Raw genomic sequence first — 18,764 nt, forward strand, 5'->3', positions numbered from 1 at the left:
AAGCGAGCGCCCGTCCCATCAGACCTGAGTGATCTCGTCCTGCTTGGTCTTCAGCAGGGTGTCGATGGACGCCACTTTGGCGTCTGTCAGTTTCTGGATCTGGTCAGCGAGCTTCTTGTGCTGATCTTCGCTGATCTCATTGTCTTTTTCGTCGCGCTTGAGCTGATCCATGCCGTCGCGGCGCACATTGCGCACGGCGACTCGGGCGTTCTCGGCATAGGAGCCTGCGGTTTTCGCCAGCTCCACACGGCGCTCTTCATTGAGCGGCGGGATCGGAATGCGCAGGGTTTCGCCTTCTGACACTGGGTTCAGACCCAGCGAAGAATTGCGAATCGCCTTTTCCACAGCGCCGGCCAGAGTCTTGTCCCAAACCGAAATCGTGATCATGCGCGGCTCGGGCACAGACACGTTGCCGACCTGATTGATCGGAGTCAGCGCGCCATAAGCCTCAACCTTGATCGGGTCGAGCAAGCTGGCGTGAGCGCGGCCGGTGCGCAGGCCGGCGAATTCCTTCTTGAGCGCGTCAATCGCGCCATCCATGCGGCGCTCGATGTCTTTGATGTCGAAACCGGACATGTCCGTGTCTCCCCTTTTTATTGCGGCTTCAGGTGGATGAGCCGCCGACGACCGTACAGGTGCCCTCGCCATCCAGAACCCGGGCGAGACCGCCCTGTTCGCGGATGTTGAACACAACGATCGGAATCTGGTTGTCGCGCATCAGCGTCACCGCCGAAGCGTCCATAACTTTCAGATCGCGCGCCAGAACGTCGATATAGTCAAGAGACTCAAAGCGTTTGGCCTGCGGATTTTTACGTGGATCATCATCATAGACGCCATCCACACTGGTGCCTTTGAACAAGGCGTCGCACCCCATTTCGGCGGCGCGCAAGGCGGCGGCTGTGTCGGTGGTGAAAAACGGATTGCCCGTACCGGCGGCGAAGATCACCACGCGGCCACGCTCCATATGGCGCACGGCGCGGCGGCGGATATAGGGCTCGCACACAGTGGTCATGGGAATGGCGGACTGAACGCGGGTCTGCACGCCGACGCGCTCCAGCGCCGTCTGCATGGCCAACGCGTTCATCACGGTCGCCAGCATGCCCATATAGTCGGCGGCGGCGCGTTCCATGCCTTTGGCGGCGGCGGTCAGGCCGCGGAAAATGTTCCCACCGCCGATCACCAGGCACAACTCGTAGCCGGCCTCGACCGCTTCGCCGACTTCGCGGGCGATGCGGTCTGCAGTTGTCATGTCGATGCCGTAGGGCTGATCGCCCATCAGGGCTTCACCGGAAACCTTCAAAAGAACCCGTTTATACGGGCCTTTAGGCGTAATAAGCGGTCGGTCCTCGGTGTCGGTCACGGCAAGCTCCGCATGATTGCTGTCTTCAGATAGAGTCCGGCCCGGACGTGTCTTCACACGCCCGGGCCGAAATTGTTAGCCTTTAGCGACGGCTGCGACTTCAGCGGCGAAGTCTTCTTCTTTTTTCTCGACGCCTTCACCCAGGACCATACGCACAAAACCGGTCAGTTCGATCGGTGCGCCCGCATCGCCTTCAGCCGCCTTGATGGCTTCAGCGACGGTCTTGTCGGTGTCAAACACGAAGACCTGCTTCAGAAGCACGACTTCTTCGTAGAATTTGCGCAGGCGGCCTTCGACCATTTTCTCAACGATCTGCTCAGGCTTGCCGGATTCGCGGGCCTGGCCAGCGAACACCTGGCGTTCTTTTTCGACCACGGCCTGATCGAGCTCGCCCTCATGGACGGCCAGAGCCGGTGCGGGTGAGCCCGCCGCGACGTGCATGGCGACTTTGCGGCCCAGCTCAGCGAGAACCGCCTTGTCGCCTTCTGACTTCAGCGCAACCAGCACGCCGATTTTGCCCATGCCGTCACCGGCGGCGTTGTGCACGTAAGCCGCGACGACGCCCGGATCCACAGACAGAGTGGCGGAACGGCGAACCGACATGTTCTCACCAATCTGAGCGATCAGATCGGTCATGGTGTCGGCCACAGACTTGCCCGAAGACATCTGCGAGGCGTTCAGGGCCTCCACAGATTCCGCGTTGATCGCCAGACCGGCGATCTCGCCAACAGCGTTCTGGAAGATCTCGTTACGAGCCACAAAGTCGGTCTCGGCGTTCACTTCAACAGCGGCGGCGGCCATGCCAGCGCCTTTGTCTTCTGCTTTGACGGCCACCAGGCCTTCAGCCGCCACGCGGTCCGCTTTCTTGGCGGCCTTGGACAGGCCCTTCTTGCGGAGCCAGTCGACGGCGGCTTCCATGTCGCCGTCAACTTCCACGAGCGCCTTTTTGGCGTCCATCATGCCGGCGCCGGTTTTGTCGCGAAGCTCTTTGACGAGAGCAGCGGTGATCTGAGCCATGGGGAGGTCTCCTTGGATCGCGCTAGGGCGCTATTAGGATTTGGCGTCTTCAGCCGGTGCTTCAGCAGCGGCGGGCGCGGCTTCGGCGGCGGCAGGTTCTTCGGTCGGAGCGGCTTCACCTTCGTCCGCGCCCAGAGCCATTTCGCTCGGCGCTTCAGATTCGCCCAGATCCATGCCCAGAGCGGCCTGGCTGTCGGCAATGCCATCCAGAACAGCGTCGGCGATCAGATCGCAATACAGCGACAGCGCGCGAGAGGCGTCATCATTGCCCGGGATCGGGAAATCAATCGGATCAGGATCACAATTGGTGTCCAGGATAGCCACGACCGGAATGTTCAGGCGCTTGGCTTCCTGAATGGCGATGGACTCCTTATTGGTGTCGATCACAAACATCAGGTCCGGGGTGCCGCCCATTTCCTTGATGCCGCCCAGGGAGCGCTCGAGCTTTTCACGCTCGCGGGTCAACATCAGGATTTCTTTCTTGGTCAGACCGGTCGGGCCGCCTTCGGCGTCCAGAAGGGTCTCCAGCTCGCGCAGACGCGCGATGGACTTGGAGATGGTCTGCCAGTTGGTGAGCGTGCCGCCCAGCCAACGGTGATTCATATAGTACTGCGCACAGCGCGATGCGGCCTGCGAGATCGGCTCGGCGGCCTGGCGCTTGGTGCCCACGAACAGAACGCGACCGCCTTTGGCGGCGACTTCACGCACTTTCACCAGAGCCTGGTGCAGAAGCGGAACGGTTTGCGACAGGTCCAGAATGTGGATGTTGGCGCGTTCGCCGAAGATGTAGTCTTTCATCTTCGGGTTCCAGCGGTGGGTCTGGTGGCCGAAGTGACAGCCGGCTTCGAGCAGCTGGCGCATGGAGAATTCAGGAAGAGCCATAATTTTAGGTCCTTTTTCCGGTTGGCCTCCGCGGAGCGGAGCCGCTCGCCTCACCCTTCATCCAAGTGGACATCAGGCACGACTTGCGACACCGGAGCGACTTTTCACCTGAAAAGCCGAAGCTCCGCGTGCGGGATCGGGCGCGCTTATACGAGCCGCAGCTCAAAGCTGCAAGCCATCAGATCGGACTTTCCGCCTCTGGAGCCCGCCTGAACTGACATTTATGACGCCAGAACGGCTTGATGCGCGCCTTACAGCGTTTCCACCTCCAAAACGCCAGCGACCGCCTTCACCGCCGCGCGGGCGGCCGGGTCGACAGCATGACGCCCCGGCAGGCGCACTTCCGCCAGACGTCCGTCTGACAAAGGCACGATCAGATGGATGGAGCCTTTCACAGCACCCTCCCGGCCATCGGCCCGGTCGATACGCTTTCGCAAGGGCTCGAGCGCGCCAGATTGCCCCAGACGGATCTTGAGCCCCTGACCAATATGTTCCGCCGCAAAGGGGTCGATGGTGTCGGCGCCATCAATGATCAGCCGAAGCCCTTCATCCTGCGCCTCGATCTTGGCGTTCACCAGCACCGACGCACCCGGTTCGATCACTTCACGGATCTCGCGCAAGACCTTGGGCGGAACCAGCGCCTCAAACTCGCCCGAAGGGTCTGAAAGCGTGACAAAGGCGAATTTCTCGCCCGACCGCTGTGACACCTTTTCCTGACGGCGGCGCACCACGGCGGCGAGCCGCGCAGCGCGGGCGCCCTCGGCGGCCTTGGACGGCAGGTCTGCAAAGACCACCACGCCGCGTCGGGCCAGGGCCGGCATCATGTCATCAAGCGGGTGGCCGGACAGGTAAAAGCCGATGGCGGCGAGCTCTTCATCCAGCCGCCGCACCGGATCCCAAGGCTCAGGGTCAGGCAGATTGGGGCGCTCGAGTTTAGCGCCGCCGGACTCCCCGCCCCCGCCAAACAAGGACGCTTGCGCGCTGTCGCGTTCGGACTGGGCGTTCTGGGATACGGACAACAGCATTTCAGCGGACGCCAGCGCCTTGGCGCGATCGGGCTCCAAGGTGTCGAACGCGCCGGCGCGCGCGAGGTTTTCAAACGCGCGCTTGTTCACCTGGCGCGGATCCACGCGTTCGGCGAAATCAAACACATCCTTGTAAGGCCCGCCCGTCCGGCGCACCTCAGCCACATGCTCCATCGCCGAATAACCCACATTGCGGATGGCGCCGAGCGCATAACGGATCTTGCCTTCCTCAAGAGCGAAGTCCGCCTCGGACGCGTTCACATCCGGCGGCAAGACCTCAAGACCGATGCGTTTGGATTCTTGGAAGAAAACAGCGAGCTTCTCGGTGTTGGCGCTATCAAGGCTCATCAGGCCGGCCATGAAGGCGGCGGGGTGATTGGCTTTCAGCCACCCCGTTTGATAAGCGATCAGGGCGTAGGCGGCGGCGTGGGATTTGTTAAAGCCATAGCCGGCGAACTCGGCCACCAGGTCGAAGATGTAATTGGCCTTGTCCTTGGACACGCCGCGCTTTTCCGCCCCTTCATTGAAGCGCACACGCTGCTTGTCCATCTCCTCCTTCTTCTTCTTGCCCATGGCGCGGCGAAGAAGGTCGGCCTCTCCTAGAGAATAGCCGGACAGGATCTGGGCGATCTGCATCACCTGTTCCTGGTAGATGATGACCCCGTAGGTCTCTTTCAGGACAGGCTCGAGATCGGTGTGCAGGTAATCGGGTTTCTTGCGCCCGAATTTGCGATCCACATAGACGTCGATATTCTTCATCGGGCCCGGCCGATAAAGCGAGATCAGCGCGATGATGTCTTCAATACTGTCAGGCTTGAGCTTGCGCAGCGTGTCGCGCATGCCCGTACTTTCAAGCTGGAACACGCCGATGGAGGATCCCGCGCCCAGAAGCTCGTAGGTTGCGGGATCTTCCAGACTGATCGCGTCCATGTCCGGACGCGCCAGCCCCGCGCTTTCAATATAACTCAGCGCCCGCGCGATCACGGTGAGGGTTTTCAGACCCAGAAAGTCAAACTTCACAAGGCCCGCAGGCTCCACCCATTTCATGTTGAACTGGGTGGCCGGGAGGTCCGAGCGCGGATCTTGATAGAGCGGGACCAGATCCGTCAGCGGCCGGTCGCCGATCACCACGCCGGCGGCGTGGGTGGAGGCGTTTCTGAACAAGCCCTCCAATTGCAAGGCCACAGTGATCAGCTGATCGACCATGTCGTCGGTGCGCTGCATCTCCTGTAATTTGGGCTCGGTCTTCACCGCTTCCGCCAAGGTGACGGGCTGGGCGGGATTGTTGGGCACCTGCTTGGCGATCCGGTCCACCAGCCCGAACGGCAATTGCAGCACCCGGCCCACATCGCGCACCACGGCGCGCGCCTGCAAGGTGCCGAAGGTGATGATCTGCGCCACCCGGTCCTGGCCATACCGCTCTTGCACATACCGGATCACCTCGCCGCGGCGATCCTGGCAAAAGTCCACGTCAAAGTCAGGCATGGAGACGCGCTCAGGGTTCAAGAAGCGCTCAAACAGCAGGCCGAACCGAAGCGGATCAAGGTTGGTGATGGTCAGCGCCCAGGCGACAAGCGAGCCTGCGCCCGACCCCCGCCCTGGCCCCACAGGAATATCCTGGGATTTCGCCCATTGGATAAAGTCAGACACGATCAGGAAGTAGCCCGGAAACCCCATGCGCTCGATGACGCCGAGCTCATAATCCAGCCGTTCGAAATACGCCTCTCGCGTATCGGCCATTTCGATTTTTGAGAGCCGGTCCTCCAGGCCCTCAGTCGCACGGGCGCGCAATTCTTCGGCCTCGTTGCGATCGCCTTGAGTGGGAAAGCGCGGCAGGATCGGTTTGGAGGTACGCGGCCGGAAGGAGCAGCGTTTGGCGATCTCAAGCGTATTGGAGATCGCTTCAGGCAGATCAGAGAACCGCTCCGCCATGGCTGCGCCGGATTTGAAATCATGCTCGGCGGTCAGCTTGCGCCGGTCATCCATGCTGACATAGGCGCCTTCGGAGATGCACAGCAACGCATCATGGGCCTGATAAAATTCAGGCTTGGAGAAATGCGGCTCGTTCGTCGCCACCAGCGGCAGATCAAGATCATACGCCTGATCGACAAGCCAGGATTCGGCGATGACGTCATCGGAGCGACCATGGCGCTGAAGCTCGAGATACAACCGGTCCGGAAAACTCGCGCGCAGACGATCCAGAAGGGCCTGCGCCTGCCCGTCCCGGCCTGTGCAAAGAAAGCGGTTCAGCGCACCGTCAAACCCGCCGGTCAGACAGATCAGGCCTTCACTGAGCTCAAGCACCTTTTCGATCGGCACATGAGGCTCATCGGTGGCGGCGACGTCGAGATACGCCGCCGAAGACAGCTTCATCAGATTGGCGTAGCCCGCTTGGGATTGCGCCAGTAAAACCAGCGTGCCGTCAGGCTTCGCCCGCTCGCCCGGACGCGGCGCCTCGACCTGAACAGACAGCGTCACGCCGGTGATCGGCTGGACGCCCTCGCCCGAGAGGACTTCAGAAAATTCGAGCGCGCCAAACAGATTGTTGGAATCGGTGATCGCCGCCGCCGGCATGGAGAAGGTCTTGCACAGCGCCGCCGTCTCCTTGATCCGGATCGCCCCCTCCAGCAAGGAGTATGGCGACCGGACGCGTAAATGGACGAAGGGGGCATCGCTCACGACGGGCGCTCCAGATCTGGCGGACTCACCTCTTCATTCTAGCGCCCGCCCGGCGCCGAGGTCAGCCTGCGATTGCGGCGGACAGGCTCAGAGCCACAGCGATGAAGCCGACGATGACTGCGGCGGACGTCATATCTTCAATCAGGTTACGCATGGGGACAACTCCTTGATCAGCTGCACTTAACAGCAGCTATTCCTGTTTTGTTCCATTGCATATTTTCTGCTTTTGTTCCGCCCGTCAAGCAGATTTTGATTCGAATTGAAAAGCTGCGGAAAACCCGCAACTTAGAACATTTGAAGAACAGTTTTTGGGCGTGTCAGGCGCTCGTGAACGGGACCACGCGGCCGCGGTCCAGAGTCACCACGCGATCCATGCGCGAGGCCAGCTCGTGATTGTGCGTGGCGATCAACGCCGCCGCCCCGGCCCCGCGACACGCATGCGCGAGCGCTTCAAACACCTGATCGGACGTCGCGGGATCAAGATTGCCCGTAGGCTCGTCCGCCAGCAGAATGCGTGGCTCGTTCACCAGAGCGCGCGCAATCGCGACCCGCTGCTGTTCGCCGCCGGACAATTGTCCCGGGCGGTGGCGCAAGCGCCCGCCCAATCCCAAAGCCGTCAGCTGGGCCTCTGCCGCTTCACGCGCGATCTTGTGGCTGGCTCCAGAGATCATGCGCGGCAAGGCGACATTATCCAGAGCGTCCAATTCAGGCAGCAGGTGGTGAAATTGATAGACGAACCCCACTTCGCGGCGACGCAAGGCCGTACGCTCGCCCTCAGACAGCGCCAGCCCGTTCTGCCCGCCGATCCAGACTTCGCCGGCATTGGGCGCTTCAAGTAGCGCCGCCGCGTGAAGCAGCGAGGATTTGCCTGAGCCAGACGGCCCCACCAGCCCCACAAGCTCGCCAGGATTGAGGTCGAGATCGGCGTCGGTGAGAACCTCGAGCCGCTCGCCTTCGGTTTCATAAATGCGTGTGATGGCCCGCAGGCAGAGCGCTGGCTTACTCATAACGCAGCGCCTCCACAGGATCGATGCGGCCCGCGCGCCAGGACGGCGCCAAGGTCGCCACGAGGGACGCGAAAACACCCCAGAAAGACACGAACGCCACCTCGCCCCAATCGAGCCGCGCCGGCAGACGATAGAGCGAATAAACGCTCGGGTCGAAGACATTGACGCCGCTGACCCAGGACACGAAATCCTGCAAAGGCCCGATGCCGATCACCGCCAGCAGCCCCAGAGCAATGCCGGCCAGCGTGCCCAGCACGCCCACCGCCGCCCCGGCGATGAGGAAAATGCGCATGATCGCGCCCTGACTGGCGCCCATGGTGCGCAAAATGGCGATGTCGCGGGTCTTGTTCTTCACCAGCATGACGAGGCCGGAAATGATGTTCATCGCCGCGATCAGCACGATGGCCGACAGGATCAGCCGCATGGCGACCCGCTCGACCTGCAGCGCGTTCCAGAACGCCTGGTTCTGTCGCCGCCAGTCAAACATGACGCTGCCCTCAGGCGCGATGGCGCGAATGGCCTCAATTACCGGCTCGGGCGCATCAGGATTGGCGATCCGCACATCGATATAATCGCCCTGGGCGGGCCGGTTGAAAAACAGCGCCGCCTGATCAAGCGGCATGTAGATGAGGATCTGATCAAGATCCTGAACCCCGACGCTGAGAAGCCCGCCAATGGTGTAGCGCTTGGAGCGCGGCGTCATGCCAAGCGCCGTGGACGCGCCCTGGGGGGACACCAGGGTGACTTGATCCCCTACGCCAACGCCGAGCTGAGCGGCCATGACCGTGCCCATGATGATCACATCGCCGCCATTGCGGCCGGCGCCAAACGCCTCAATCGAGCCCGCCACAAGACCGCCGCCCGCATCGTCTGCGCCATGGGCGCCGGTGATGAGATCAAACCGGGCGAGATCGTCTGGCCGCACGCCGGACACTTGCGCAAAGGCGGCGGACCGCCCCGATGTGACAAGCGCTTGCCCGGTCGCAACCGGCCCCGCCTGACGCACGCCGTCCAGCTCGCGGATCCGATCCGCCAGCGTCAAAGCCGCCTCACCCTGCTCGGAAGGCACATAGACATAGACATGGGGCTGAACGCCCAGAAGCCGCGTCAGAAGCTCATGCCGGAAGCCGTTCATCACGCTCATCACGGTGATCAGCACCGCCACGGCCAGCATGATGCCTACAAAGGAGATCACCGAGATCAGCGTCACACCGCCATGCTTCTTGCGGGCGCGCAAATACTTGAACGCCAGCATGAATTCATAGCCCGAAAACGGCGCCGCGCCAGAAGATGGCGGCGTATCAGGCGCTGCTGTCGACGCGGCGTCAGAGCTCACTTGAACGCGCCCTCCACAAGGCGATTGACGGCGTCTTCAAGGCTCAGCTCATGGCGTTCGCCGGAGGCGCGGATTTTCACCTCGACCTTGCCCTCTTTCAGGCCACGCGGCCCGATGACCACCTGATAGGGCACGCCGATCAGATCCATGGTGGCGAATTTCGCGCCTGCGCGCTCATTGGTGTCGTCCAGAAGCGGCTCGAGCCCGGCCGCATCGAGCTTGGCGTAGACATCAGTACTGGCGGCGTCGCACGCCTCGTCGCCGGCGCGCATATTGATGACGCCCGCACCGAAGGGCGCGACGGCTTCCGGCCAGATCACGCCATTCTCGTCATGGCTGGCTTCAATGATCGCGCCCAGAAGACGCGACACACCCACCCCGTAAGAGCCCATATGCACGGCCGTATCCTTGCCGTCAGGGCCCGTGACCAGCGCCTTCATCGGGTCTGAATACTTGGTGCCGAAATTGAAGATATGGCCCACTTCGATGCCGCGGGCGGACAAGCGGCGCTCTTCAGGCACGTCCGCTTCAAACCGGGCGGCGTCGTGCATCTCTTCTGTGGCGGCGTAAAGCGCGGTGCGCTCGTCGACCAGCGGCTGAAGGTCGCCATCAAAATCCACCTCGCCGGGCGCTGGCATGTCCACAAGCTGTGCGTCGCAGAAGACTTCGCTCTCGCCGGTTTCGGCCAGGATGATGAATTCGTGCGAAAGCTTGCCGCCGATGGGTCCCGTGTCCGCGCGCATCGGCACAGATTTGAGGCCCATGCGCGCAAACGTATTAAGGTAGGCTACAAACATCTTGTTGTAAGCCTTTGTAGCGCTTTCAAGATCAAGATCGAAGGAATAAGCGTCCTTCATCAAAAATTCGCGCCCGCGCATCACGCCGAAGCGAGGCCGGATCTCGTCACGGAACTTCCACTGGATGTGATAGAGAATTTTCGGCAGGTCCTTGTAGGACCGGCAATAACCGCGGAAGATCTCAGTGACCATCTCTTCATTGGTCGGACCGTACAGAAGATCGCGCTCATGACGGTCCACGATGCGCAGCATCTCCTTGCCGTAATCATCATAACGCCCGCTCTCGCGCCACAGATCCGCCGGTTGCAGGGTCGGCATCAGCAGCTCGATCGCGCCGGCGCTGTTCTGTTCCTCGCGCACGATATTTTCGATCTTGCGCAGCACCCGCAGCCCCAGTGGCAGCCAGGCGTAAATCCCCGCCGCTTCCTGGCGGATCATGCCGGCGCGCAACATGAGCTGATGAGAGACGATCTGCGCGTCAGAAGGGGTTTCCTTCAGGACAGGCAGGAAAAAGCGGGACAGGCGCATGGGGTCAGAATCCGGCGACAATGAAAAACTGCGGGAACCCAACGATTAGACTTAGCGTTGGAGAAGGACAAGCCATCCATGCCCGCCCTGGCCCATGGAAGTCACACGTCTTGCGCTGGATCACTGCTGATGAGCGAAACCCCCGACACGTCTGAAGGCCAAGCCTCGCAAAAGGCGCTGACGATCACGCAACTGATCGCGGGCATGGCGATGTTCGGCTCCGCCACGCCTGTCAGCAAGATCGTGACCCAGGCTGCGCCTGTTTTCATCGCCTCACTGTTCCGGGTGGGCCTGGGCGCGCTGTTTCTGGCGCCCCTCGCCTGGCGGCGCCGCGACGCCATGCGCGACATCGCGACGGCCGACTGGGTGCGGATCGGCTTCATCGCCCTCTTCGGCATGGTGGGCTTTTCCGCCTTCATGCTCTACGGCATGCGGCTGGCGTCCGGCGTGACGGGCGCTGTGGTGATGAGCACCACGCCAGCTGTGACGGCCGCCGCCTCCATGGCGTTTCTGGGCGATCGATCCACCTGGCGCAAACTGGCCGCCATTGGCTGCGCGGTCATCGGCGTTCTGGTCTTGCAACTGGGCGGCTCTGGCGCTGAAGCTGGGAGCTCGCTCTGGGGCGTCGTTCTGGTGTTCGCCGCGGTCTGTTGTGAAAGCGCCTATACACTATTGGGCAAGACGCTGACCAAGACTCTGGATCCGGTCCTGGTGGCTTTTCTAGCCTCCGCGCTTTCCATTCCGCTCTTTGTTCCGCTGGCGGTTTGGCAATGGTCGGATTTCACGCCCTCAGAGTTTGACGCCGGGGTCTGGACCGCACTGATCTGGTACGGCCTGGGCACGCTCGCCCTGGGCAGCTGGATCTGGTATGCGGGCGTTCAGAAAGCCGAGGGCGCGACCGCGGCGGCCTTCATGGGCGTGATGCCGGTATCCGCGCTGGTTCTGTCCTACATCCTGCTTGGCGAGGCGTTCGCCTGGGTGCATCTGGCCGGGTTCGCCGTGGTCTTCGCAGGCGTCATGCTCATGAGCTGGGAACATGCGAGCCTGTCAGACGACAGCGAAACGCCAGCAAAGGACTGACCGCTAGTCGTACTCGATATAGCTCGGTCCCCAGCTCAGGGAGTCGAGATCGACCAGGCCAAATTCCAGGACCGTGAACAAGACCAGCCACACGCCGGCGGTCAGAACGGTCGCCAGCCACATCTTCTCTTTGATGCGAGGTGAGACAGGCGCGCCGGGCTCGGAGCCCTCCACCACGTCATTGTCTTCGAACTGACCGCGAATCTTGAGCGGCAACACGCCCAGAAACAGCATCCACCACGAAATCAGGAAAATCACCACGCCGGTGACCAGACCCACGCCGCGATCCGGCAGAAAGCCCTGAGCGATCCAGATCACAAAGACAAGGCCCAGAAGGGCGTATTCCGCGTAGCGCCTCACTGGCCCGCCTCACCTTGATAAAGCGCCGGGTCCTGCATCAGCTCGACCAGCACGCCGCCGGTATCCTTGGGATGGACGAAGATCACCGGCACGCCATGCGCGCCGATATAAGGCTCTCCGGTCCCGAGCACCGTCGCGCCGCGCTCGACCATGGCGTCACGCGCTTTGACGATGTCCTCGACCTCAAAGCACATATGGTGCTGGCCGCCCTTGGGGTTCTTTTCAAGGTATTTGTGGATCGGGCTCGCCTCGCCCAAGGGCTCGATCAGCTCGATTTGCATGTTCGGCAAGGTCACAAACACCACCCGGACGCCCAGATGCGGGAAATCCTTGGTCTCGGTCCGCTCGGTCGCGCCATAAAGCTCGGCGTAGACCGCTGCCGCGGCGTCCACATCTGGCGTTGCGACGCCCACATGGTTCAAACGTCCCAGCTTCATGACGGATCTCCGTTCTTATCAAACCGTGAGAATAAGGGCTTCCACATGGGGTTTCTTGCCCCAGATCCGGCTCGCTTCCCGCCGCACGCCGCGACGGATCGCTTCTTCAACTGCGCCCGGATCCTTGCGAGCCCGTCGATCCAGGCGCTTGAACGCCGTGTCCGCCGCCTCCGCCAGATCATCCAGGAAGTCGTCCAGATCATAGGCGTGGGTTGAGGCCACGCCCATGGCGCGCACATCAATCTCCGACACCAATTCACCATCCGCCAGAACAGCGGCGACGGTCAGATGACCGTTATAAGCCAGGCGGCGGCGCTCCTTGATGGATTCCGCATCCGCCTCGGTCAGGAAATTGCCGTCCACATGCAATCGGCCCGCCGGCGCTTCATCCACGATGGACGCGCCTTCTTGGGTGATACGGATGATCGAGCCATTGCGCGGCACCACGGCGTTGGGCACCTGAAGGTCGCGCGCAAGCTGGGCGTGTTCCACCAGATGGCGATATTCGCCATGCACCGGGATCGCGGTGGTGGGCTTGGCCCAAGCGTACATCTGGCGCAATTCATCCCGGCAGGGATGGCCAGAAACGTGGATGTGCTCGTCGCGCTCGGTGATGATATCCACGCCGCGCTCGGCCAGACGGTTCATCAGATCAAAGATGCCGCGTTCATTGCCGGGAATGATCCGGGAGGAGAAAATCACGCTGTCACCTTTGTTTAGCGTGACATTGCGATGTGATCCCTCAGCAATGCGCGACAGCGCGGCGCGTGGTTCGCCCTGGGAGCCGGTGCATAGGAGCAGGATTTTATCGGGCGGGAAGTAGCCGATTTCCTCTTCCTCGATGAAGGGCTGGCAATCGGCCAGAAGGCCCACCGCTTTCGCGGCCTGGGTCATGCGGTGCATGGACCGGCCAACCAGACAGACGCGGCGTCCATTGGCTTCGCCGGCGCGGATCGCGGTTTCAAGGCGCGCCACATTGGAGGCGAAGGCCGCGATGGCCACACGGCCCGTCTGCTTGCCGACGAGCTCGATCAGATTGTCGCGCACATCGCTTTCAGAGCCGGACTCCCCTTCGGTGAAGACATTTGTGCTGTCACACACCATCGCCATCACGCCCTCTTCGCCGGCCGCTTCCAGAGCCGCCACATCGGTCGAAGCGCCTATCAGCGGTTCAGGGTCGATCTTCCAGTCGCCCGTGTGCAGCACGGTGCCGACCGGCGTGCGGATGATCACGCCATTGGGTTCGGGAATGGAGTGAGTGAGCGTCACCAGCTGCATGTCGAACGGGCCCAGTTCAAACCGGGTGTGCAGGTCGATCTCGTGCAGCGCCACCTGATCGAGCAGGCCATGCTCGGCCAGACGGTCGCGCATCAGCCAGGCGGTGAACGGCGTCGCGTAGATCGGACATTCCAGCTGACGCCACAAATGCGCCACTGCGCCCATATGGTCTTCGTGGGCGTGGGTCAGCACGATCCCCAGAAGCTGATGCTTGCGCTCGGCGATGAAGCGCGGATCGGGGGTGATGATGTCCACGCCAGGCGTGGTCAGATCACCAAACGTCACCCCGCAATCGAGGATGATCCATTTGCGATCTTCTTCAGGACCATACCCATAAAGGTTCAGGTTCATCCCGATTTCACCGGAGCCGCCGAGCGGGACGAAATACAATGCGTTGTCAGTCTGGGTCACGATGCGTGCGCCCCTTCGCCCTGAGGCGCGTTACGTTTCCAGATTTCCAGAAGGCCCCGCATGGTGAGATCAGGGTCGTAATGGTCGATTGTGCGCGCCGCGTCCTCAAACAGGGAAACGACGCCGCCAGTTGCAATAACGGTCATGGGCTGGCCGTACTCGGCTTTGAGCCGCGTCACAAGCCCGTCGATGAGATCGACATAGCCCCAGAACACGCCCGATTGCATGGCGCCGACCGTATCGGTGCCCATAACCCGTTGAGGTTTCTCGATTGCGATACGCGGCAGACGCGCCGCCGCCTGATGCAGCGCCTGCATGGAGAGATTGATGCCTGGCGCGATCACCCCGCCTTCAAAATTGCCGTCAGCGGAGACCACGTCAAAGGTCGTGGCCGTCCCTGAATCCACAATGATCATCGCCCCGTCATAGCGCACCCGGCCGCCAAGCGCGTTCACCAGACGGTCCGCGCCCGCTTCTTCGGGACGCGGCAGGTTCACGCCCACGCCTAGATCCACATGGGCGTCGCCCACCACCACTGGTTCCGCCCCCACATAACGCCGCGCCAGATTGCGCAGGTTAAACAGCGATTGAGGCACCACGGAAGAGATCACGCAGCCCTTCAAGTCTTTCAGGTCAAGGCCTTGAAGTTGAAGGAGCTGCTGGAGCCAGACAGCATATTCATCCGCCGTGCGCGTGGAATAGGTCGCTGTGCGCCATTGTGCGCGCCAGTCGTCGCCGTCATGCACGGCGAACAGCGTGTTGGTGTTGCCGCAATCAATCGCGAGAAGCATGGACCGGCTCCCAGAAGCGGCGCATCAGCTTGAAGCGCCGGGAAAAAATACGTCACCCGCCGAGATAAAGCGCCGACCGCCATCTTTCAAATCAAGACGCAGCGAGCCGTCAGGTCCCAGATCGGCGAACACGCCCTCAAGCGTCTCATGATCAAGACGCACCACACAGCGTTCTCCCAGCCCATGAACTCGTGACAGCCAGGCCTCGCGGATCGGCGTGAACCCATCCTGCGCCCATCGGTTCAGCCAATGGTCAAAGCGCTCGGACAGGCGTTCGGCGGCGGCCTCCACGCTGAGTTCAGCGCCCTGGGCGCGCAGATCTGTGGCGGGGCGTTCTGACTCTTCAGGGTGGTGGCTGAGATTGACGCCGATGCCGACCGCCAGCCAGAGCCCGCCGTTTGCGTGCTGACCGGATTCCAGCAAGATGCCGCTGATCTTGCGGCCGCCCACGAGGACGTCATTGGGCCATTTCAGGCGGACCTGTTCAGGGTCCAGAACGCTGGCGCACAGATCGCCCACCGCCAAGGCCGCCGCGAAGGAGAGCTGAGCGGCCCGGGACGGCTCGCATTCAAGCCGATACAGCCCGGTAGCGAAGAGATTGCCCGGTTTCGATGTCCAGACACGGCCCCGACGCCCGCGCCCGGAGCTTTGGCGGCGCGCGACGATCCAGAGCGGACCGGTCGCGCCCGCCAAGGCCTGACGCTTGGCTTCCTCGTTTGTGGAGTCCAGCGTGTCGAAATAATGGATCGGCAGGTCGGGCTTAGCCGCCAATGCCTGCCCCGGCGTTGACCACAAGCGCAATGATCACGCCCACGACCGGCATGGACACCGCCACCAGAGCCGCCAGACGCGACACCATGGCCGGACCGGCCGGCGCCGGCAGGAAATCGCCATTGGGCTCATCAAACCAGATCACCTTGATGACGCGCAGATAGTACGCGATCGACACGGTGGAGAAGAGCACCGCCAGGATCACGAGCCAGATCAAGCCCGCCTGCACCGCCGCATAGAACACGAAGAGCTTGCCGAAGAAGCCGATCATGAACGGCATGCCGCCGATGGAAAACATCAGGGCGGTCATCGACCAGGCGAGCGCGGGGCGGGTTTGAGACAGACCAGCCAGATCATCGATCCGCTCCACCATGCCCTCAGAGCGGCGCATGGAAAGGATGACGGCGAACGCGCCGGCGACGCCGATCACATAAAGCGTCATGTAAAAGAGGACCGACCACAGGCCGAGCGCGGTGCCAGCGGACAGGCCGACCAGCACATAGCCCATATTGCCGATGGAGGAGTAGCCCATCAGGCGCTTGATGTTGGACTGCATCAGCGCGCCGAACGATCCGAACGCCATCGACAGAACCGCCATCACCATGGTGACTTGCTGCCATTGCTCGGTCATCGGGCCGAACGGCTCCATCAGCACACGCGCCAGCAAAACCATGGCCGCCAGCTTCGGCGCCGTGGCGAAGAAGGCGGCGACCGGGGTCGGCGCACCTTCATACACATCCGGCGTCCACATGTGGAACGGCGCGGCGGAGACTTTGAAGGCCAAACCGGCGATCACAAAGACCAGGCCGAACAGCAGGCCCATATTCTGCCCGCCTTCAGCCGCCGCAATGGCGATGGCGTCAAACGCTGTGGAGCCCGAGAAGCCGTAAACCAGAGATGAGCCGTAGAGCAGCAGACCCGAGCTGAGCGCGCCCAGCACGAAATATTTCAGGCCCGCTTCAGACGCCCGCAGAGAGTCGCGATTGAACGCGGCGAGCACGTATAGCGCCAGCGATTGCAGCTCCAGACCCAAATACAGCGTGATCAGATCGTTGGCCGACACCATCACGCTCATGCCCGTAACGGCGAGCGTCACCAGCACCGGATACTCAAACCGGGCGAGCTGTTCGGCGCGCAGGTAATGCCCCGCCAGCACCAGCGCCACCGCGCCAGCCAGATAGACGGCCGTCTTGGCGTACATGGAGAAGGAATCAAGGACGAACGCGCCGTGGAAGGCTGTGCCGCCCGGGCTTTGCGCCATCCAGACCGACACGCCCGCGGCAAGGATCAGCAGCGCCGTCGCCAGCGTCATGATGCGCTGGGCCGCCTTGGCCTCGCCCTTGGTGTAGACCCCGATGAGCAAGAGCGCCATGGCGCCGACAGAGAGCAAAAGCTCCGGCGTCAGCAGTTGAAGGTCGGCGAGCAGCGTCGAAACAGTCATGACCTGTCCTTGCTAGTACGCAGCGGTTTCAGACGGCGCGACGTCGGAGGCGGTCGCCTCGATCGTCTGCGCAGACTGGTATTGCTGGATAAGTTGGTCCACGGAGGCGCGGGTGGTGTCGGTGATCGGCGTCGAGAAGAAGCCGAAATACACCGCCAGCACGGCCAGAACGCCCAGATTGATCCACTCGCGACCATTGAGGTCGGTGGCGGTTTCAAGCTTGGGATTGGTGATCACGCCGAAGACGACTTTCTTGTAGGCGACCAGCATGTAGACCGCCGAGAAGATCACGCCGAGCGCCGCGCCCGCGGCGACCCGCGGGTCCACCTGGAAGGCGCCGGTCATGGTCATGATCTCGCCAATGAAGCCCGACGTGCCCGGAAGCCCGACATTGGCCATGGCGAACAGGCCGAACACGGCGGCGAACACCGGCATCTTGTGCACGAGGCCGCCGTAAAACGAGATCTCGCGAGTGTGGAAGCGGTCATAGATCACGCCGATGCACAAGAAGAGCGCGGCGGAAATCACGCCGTGGCTGAGCATCTGGAAGATCGCGCCCTGCACCCCAAGCTCGGTCATCGTGAAGATGCCCAAGGTCACAAAGCCCATATGGGCCACGGACGAATAGGCAATCAGTTTCTTGATGTCGGTCTGACGGAAGGCGATCAGCGATGTGACCACGATGGCGATGATCGACAGCACAAACACCATGGGCGCGAAGAAGTCGCTGGCGTTCGGGAACATCGGGATCGAGAAACGCAGGAAACCGTAGCCGCCGAGCTTCAGCAAGATGCCCGCCAAGATCACCGAGCCTGCCGTCGGCGCCTGCACGTGGGCGTCCGGCAACCAGGTATGCACCGGCCACATCGGCATCTTCACCGCAAACGAGGCGAAGAAGGCCAGCCACAGCCAGATCTGCAGATCGCGGGCGAAGGGATGGGTCAGCAGCACCTCGATATCAGTGGTGCCGACCTGGACAAACATCACGATCATCGCCGCCAACATCAGAACCGAGCCGATGAAGGTGTAGAGGAAGAATTTGAACGCCGCGTAGATCCGGTTCTGACCGCCCCAGACGCCGATGATCAGGAACATCGGGATCAGCGAGCCCTCAAAGAAGATGTAAAACAAGATCATGTCGAGCGCGCAGAACACGCCGATGACCAGGGTCTCCAGCAGCAAGAAGGCGGCCATGTAATCGGCGACACGCTTGTCGAGCTTCCAGCTCGACAGGATGCAGATCGGCATCAGGAACGCCGTGAGCACCACGAACAGCACCGAAATGCCGTCCACGCCCATCTTGTAGGAGATGCCGAGCGCGGGCAGCCAGGGCAGGTTTTCCACGAACTGGAACCCGGCCTGGGAGGAATCAAATTCAGCCACCAGCAGCAGCGACAGCGCAAAGACAAAGAGCGACACGAACAGCGCAACACCCTTGGCGTTACGGTCCAGCACCGCGCTTTCCTCGCTGCGCATCAGGGCGCGCAGCAGCAAGATCGCGACCGCCCCGAGAGCGGGCAGGAAGGTGATGGCGGAGAGAATGGGAAGTTGACCGAGCATGAGA

At 62.0% G+C, this 18,764-nt stretch carries 16 protein-coding genes; 1 reads left to right on the forward strand and 15 read right to left on the reverse strand.

The window, feature by feature from the left end:
• Nucleotides 1-18: 18 nt before the first annotated feature.
• The 8 genes from frr to proS all read right to left on the reverse strand — a co-directional run bounded on the left by frr (nt 19) and on the right by proS (nt 10,631).
• Nucleotides 19-576 (reverse strand): ribosome recycling factor, encoded by a 558-nt coding sequence (frr, locus tag ACQ66J_RS00090; RefSeq protein WP_022699566.1) that lies wholly within the window; start codon nt 574-576, stop codon nt 19-21.
• Between the two features lie 28 nt (nt 577-604).
• Nucleotides 605-1,333 carry a UMP kinase gene (gene pyrH, locus ACQ66J_RS00095; RefSeq protein WP_107713712.1) on the reverse strand — a complete coding sequence of 243 codons (729 nt, stop codon included), beginning with the start codon at nt 1,331-1,333 and terminating at the stop codon, nt 605-607.
• A 102-nt stretch (nt 1,334-1,435) separates the two neighbouring features.
• Nucleotides 1,436-2,377, reverse strand: coding sequence for a translation elongation factor Ts (gene tsf / locus ACQ66J_RS00100; RefSeq protein ID WP_430429916.1), 942 nt, complete (start codon nt 2,375-2,377; stop codon nt 1,436-1,438).
• Nucleotides 2,378-2,410: 33 nt separating this feature from the next.
• A complete protein-coding gene (gene rpsB / locus ACQ66J_RS00105; RefSeq protein ID WP_375548987.1) occupies nt 2,411-3,259 on the reverse strand; it encodes a 30S ribosomal protein S2 in 849 nt (282 codons plus the stop codon).
• A 251-nt stretch (nt 3,260-3,510) separates the two neighbouring features.
• Complete coding sequence (gene dnaE / locus ACQ66J_RS00110) at nt 3,511-6,963, reverse strand: DNA polymerase III subunit alpha (protein WP_430429918.1); 3,453 nt, start codon at nt 6,961-6,963, stop codon at nt 3,511-3,513.
• Nucleotides 6,964-7,280: 317 nt separating this feature from the next.
• Complete coding sequence (locus ACQ66J_RS00115) at nt 7,281-7,970, reverse strand: ABC transporter ATP-binding protein (protein WP_430429920.1); 690 nt, start codon at nt 7,968-7,970, stop codon at nt 7,281-7,283.
• Nucleotides 7,963-9,306 (reverse strand): lipoprotein-releasing ABC transporter permease subunit, encoded by a 1,344-nt coding sequence (locus ACQ66J_RS00120; protein WP_430429922.1) that lies wholly within the window; start codon nt 9,304-9,306, stop codon nt 7,963-7,965. The genes ACQ66J_RS00115 and ACQ66J_RS00120 overlap by 8 nt, the downstream gene beginning before the upstream one ends.
• Nucleotides 9,303-10,631 carry a proline--tRNA ligase gene (gene proS / locus ACQ66J_RS00125; protein ID WP_430429924.1) on the reverse strand — a complete coding sequence of 443 codons (1,329 nt, stop codon included), beginning with the start codon at nt 10,629-10,631 and terminating at the stop codon, nt 9,303-9,305. Before proS ends, ACQ66J_RS00120 begins: the two co-directional genes overlap by 4 nt.
• A gap of 129 nt (nt 10,632-10,760) precedes the next feature.
• Between proS and ACQ66J_RS00130 the strand changes: the two genes are divergently transcribed.
• A complete protein-coding gene (locus ACQ66J_RS00130; protein ID WP_430429926.1) occupies nt 10,761-11,711 on the forward strand; it encodes a DMT family transporter in 951 nt (316 codons plus the stop codon).
• 3 nt (nt 11,712-11,714) lie between these two features.
• Here the strand turns inward: ACQ66J_RS00130 and ACQ66J_RS00135 are convergent, their stop codons facing one another.
• Genes ACQ66J_RS00135 through ACQ66J_RS00165 form a run of 7 tightly spaced genes read right to left on the reverse strand, consistent with a single transcriptional unit; the run spans nt 11,715 to nt 18,760 of the window.
• Complete coding sequence (locus ACQ66J_RS00135) at nt 11,715-12,071, reverse strand: DUF1467 family protein (protein WP_430429928.1); 357 nt, start codon at nt 12,069-12,071, stop codon at nt 11,715-11,717.
• On the reverse strand, nt 12,068-12,508 hold the full coding sequence (mce, locus tag ACQ66J_RS00140; protein ID WP_430429930.1) for a methylmalonyl-CoA epimerase: 441 nt from the start codon (nt 12,506-12,508) through the stop codon (nt 12,068-12,070). Before mce ends, ACQ66J_RS00135 begins: the two co-directional genes overlap by 4 nt.
• Before the next feature lie 18 nt (nt 12,509-12,526).
• Nucleotides 12,527-14,200, reverse strand: coding sequence for a ribonuclease J (locus ACQ66J_RS00145; RefSeq protein WP_375550206.1), 1,674 nt, complete (start codon nt 14,198-14,200; stop codon nt 12,527-12,529).
• Nucleotides 14,194-14,988, reverse strand: a complete 795-nt coding sequence (locus tag ACQ66J_RS00150; protein ID WP_430429932.1) for a type III pantothenate kinase — start codon at nt 14,986-14,988, stop codon at nt 14,194-14,196. The genes ACQ66J_RS00145 and ACQ66J_RS00150 overlap by 7 nt, the downstream gene beginning before the upstream one ends.
• Before the next feature lie 24 nt (nt 14,989-15,012).
• A complete protein-coding gene (locus tag ACQ66J_RS00155; RefSeq protein ID WP_430429934.1) occupies nt 15,013-15,759 on the reverse strand; it encodes a biotin--[acetyl-CoA-carboxylase] ligase in 747 nt (248 codons plus the stop codon).
• Nucleotides 15,749-17,200, reverse strand: a complete 1,452-nt coding sequence (gene nuoN / locus ACQ66J_RS00160; protein WP_430429936.1) for an NADH-quinone oxidoreductase subunit NuoN — start codon at nt 17,198-17,200, stop codon at nt 15,749-15,751. The genes ACQ66J_RS00155 and nuoN overlap by 11 nt, the downstream gene beginning before the upstream one ends.
• Before the next feature lie 12 nt (nt 17,201-17,212).
• Nucleotides 17,213-18,760, reverse strand: coding sequence for an NADH-quinone oxidoreductase subunit M (locus ACQ66J_RS00165; RefSeq protein ID WP_430429938.1), 1,548 nt, complete (start codon nt 18,758-18,760; stop codon nt 17,213-17,215).
• Nucleotides 18,761-18,764 lie beyond the last annotated feature (4 nt).

Origin of the sequence: Oceanicaulis sp. (assembly GCF_965284345.1) — a bacterium.
Classification (GTDB): Bacteria; Pseudomonadota; Alphaproteobacteria; order Caulobacterales; family Maricaulaceae; genus Oceanicaulis; species Oceanicaulis alexandrii_A.

Bases quoted from the DNA above. Each gene is read 5' to 3' on its own strand.
- frr (WP_022699566.1), bottom strand. From the start codon at position 576: ATGTCCGGTTTCGACATCAAAGACATCGAGCGCCGCATGGATGGCGCG.
- tsf (WP_430429916.1), bottom strand. From the start codon at position 2,377: ATGGCTCAGATCACCGCTGCTCTCGTCAAAGAGCTTCGCGACAAAACC.
- rpsB (WP_375548987.1), bottom strand. From the start codon at position 3,259: ATGGCTCTTCCTGAATTCTCCATGCGCCAGCTGCTCGAAGCCGGCTGT.
- ACQ66J_RS00115 (WP_430429920.1), bottom strand. From the start codon at position 7,970: ATGAGTAAGCCAGCGCTCTGCCTGCGGGCCATCACACGCATTTATGAA.
- proS (WP_430429924.1), bottom strand. From the start codon at position 10,631: ATGCGCCTGTCCCGCTTTTTCCTGCCTGTCCTGAAGGAAACCCCTTCT.
- ACQ66J_RS00130 (WP_430429926.1), top strand. From the start codon at position 10,761: ATGAGCGAAACCCCCGACACGTCTGAAGGCCAAGCCTCGCAAAAGGCG.
- mce (WP_430429930.1), bottom strand. From the start codon at position 12,508: ATGAAGCTGGGACGTTTGAACCATGTGGGCGTCGCAACGCCAGATGTG.
- ACQ66J_RS00150 (WP_430429932.1), bottom strand. From the start codon at position 14,988: ATGCTTCTCGCGATTGATTGCGGCAACACCAACACGCTGTTCGCCGTG.
- nuoN (WP_430429936.1), bottom strand. From the start codon at position 17,200: ATGACTGTTTCGACGCTGCTCGCCGACCTTCAACTGCTGACGCCGGAG.
- ACQ66J_RS00165 (WP_430429938.1), bottom strand. From the start codon at position 18,760: ATGCTCGGTCAACTTCCCATTCTCTCCGCCATCACCTTCCTGCCCGCT.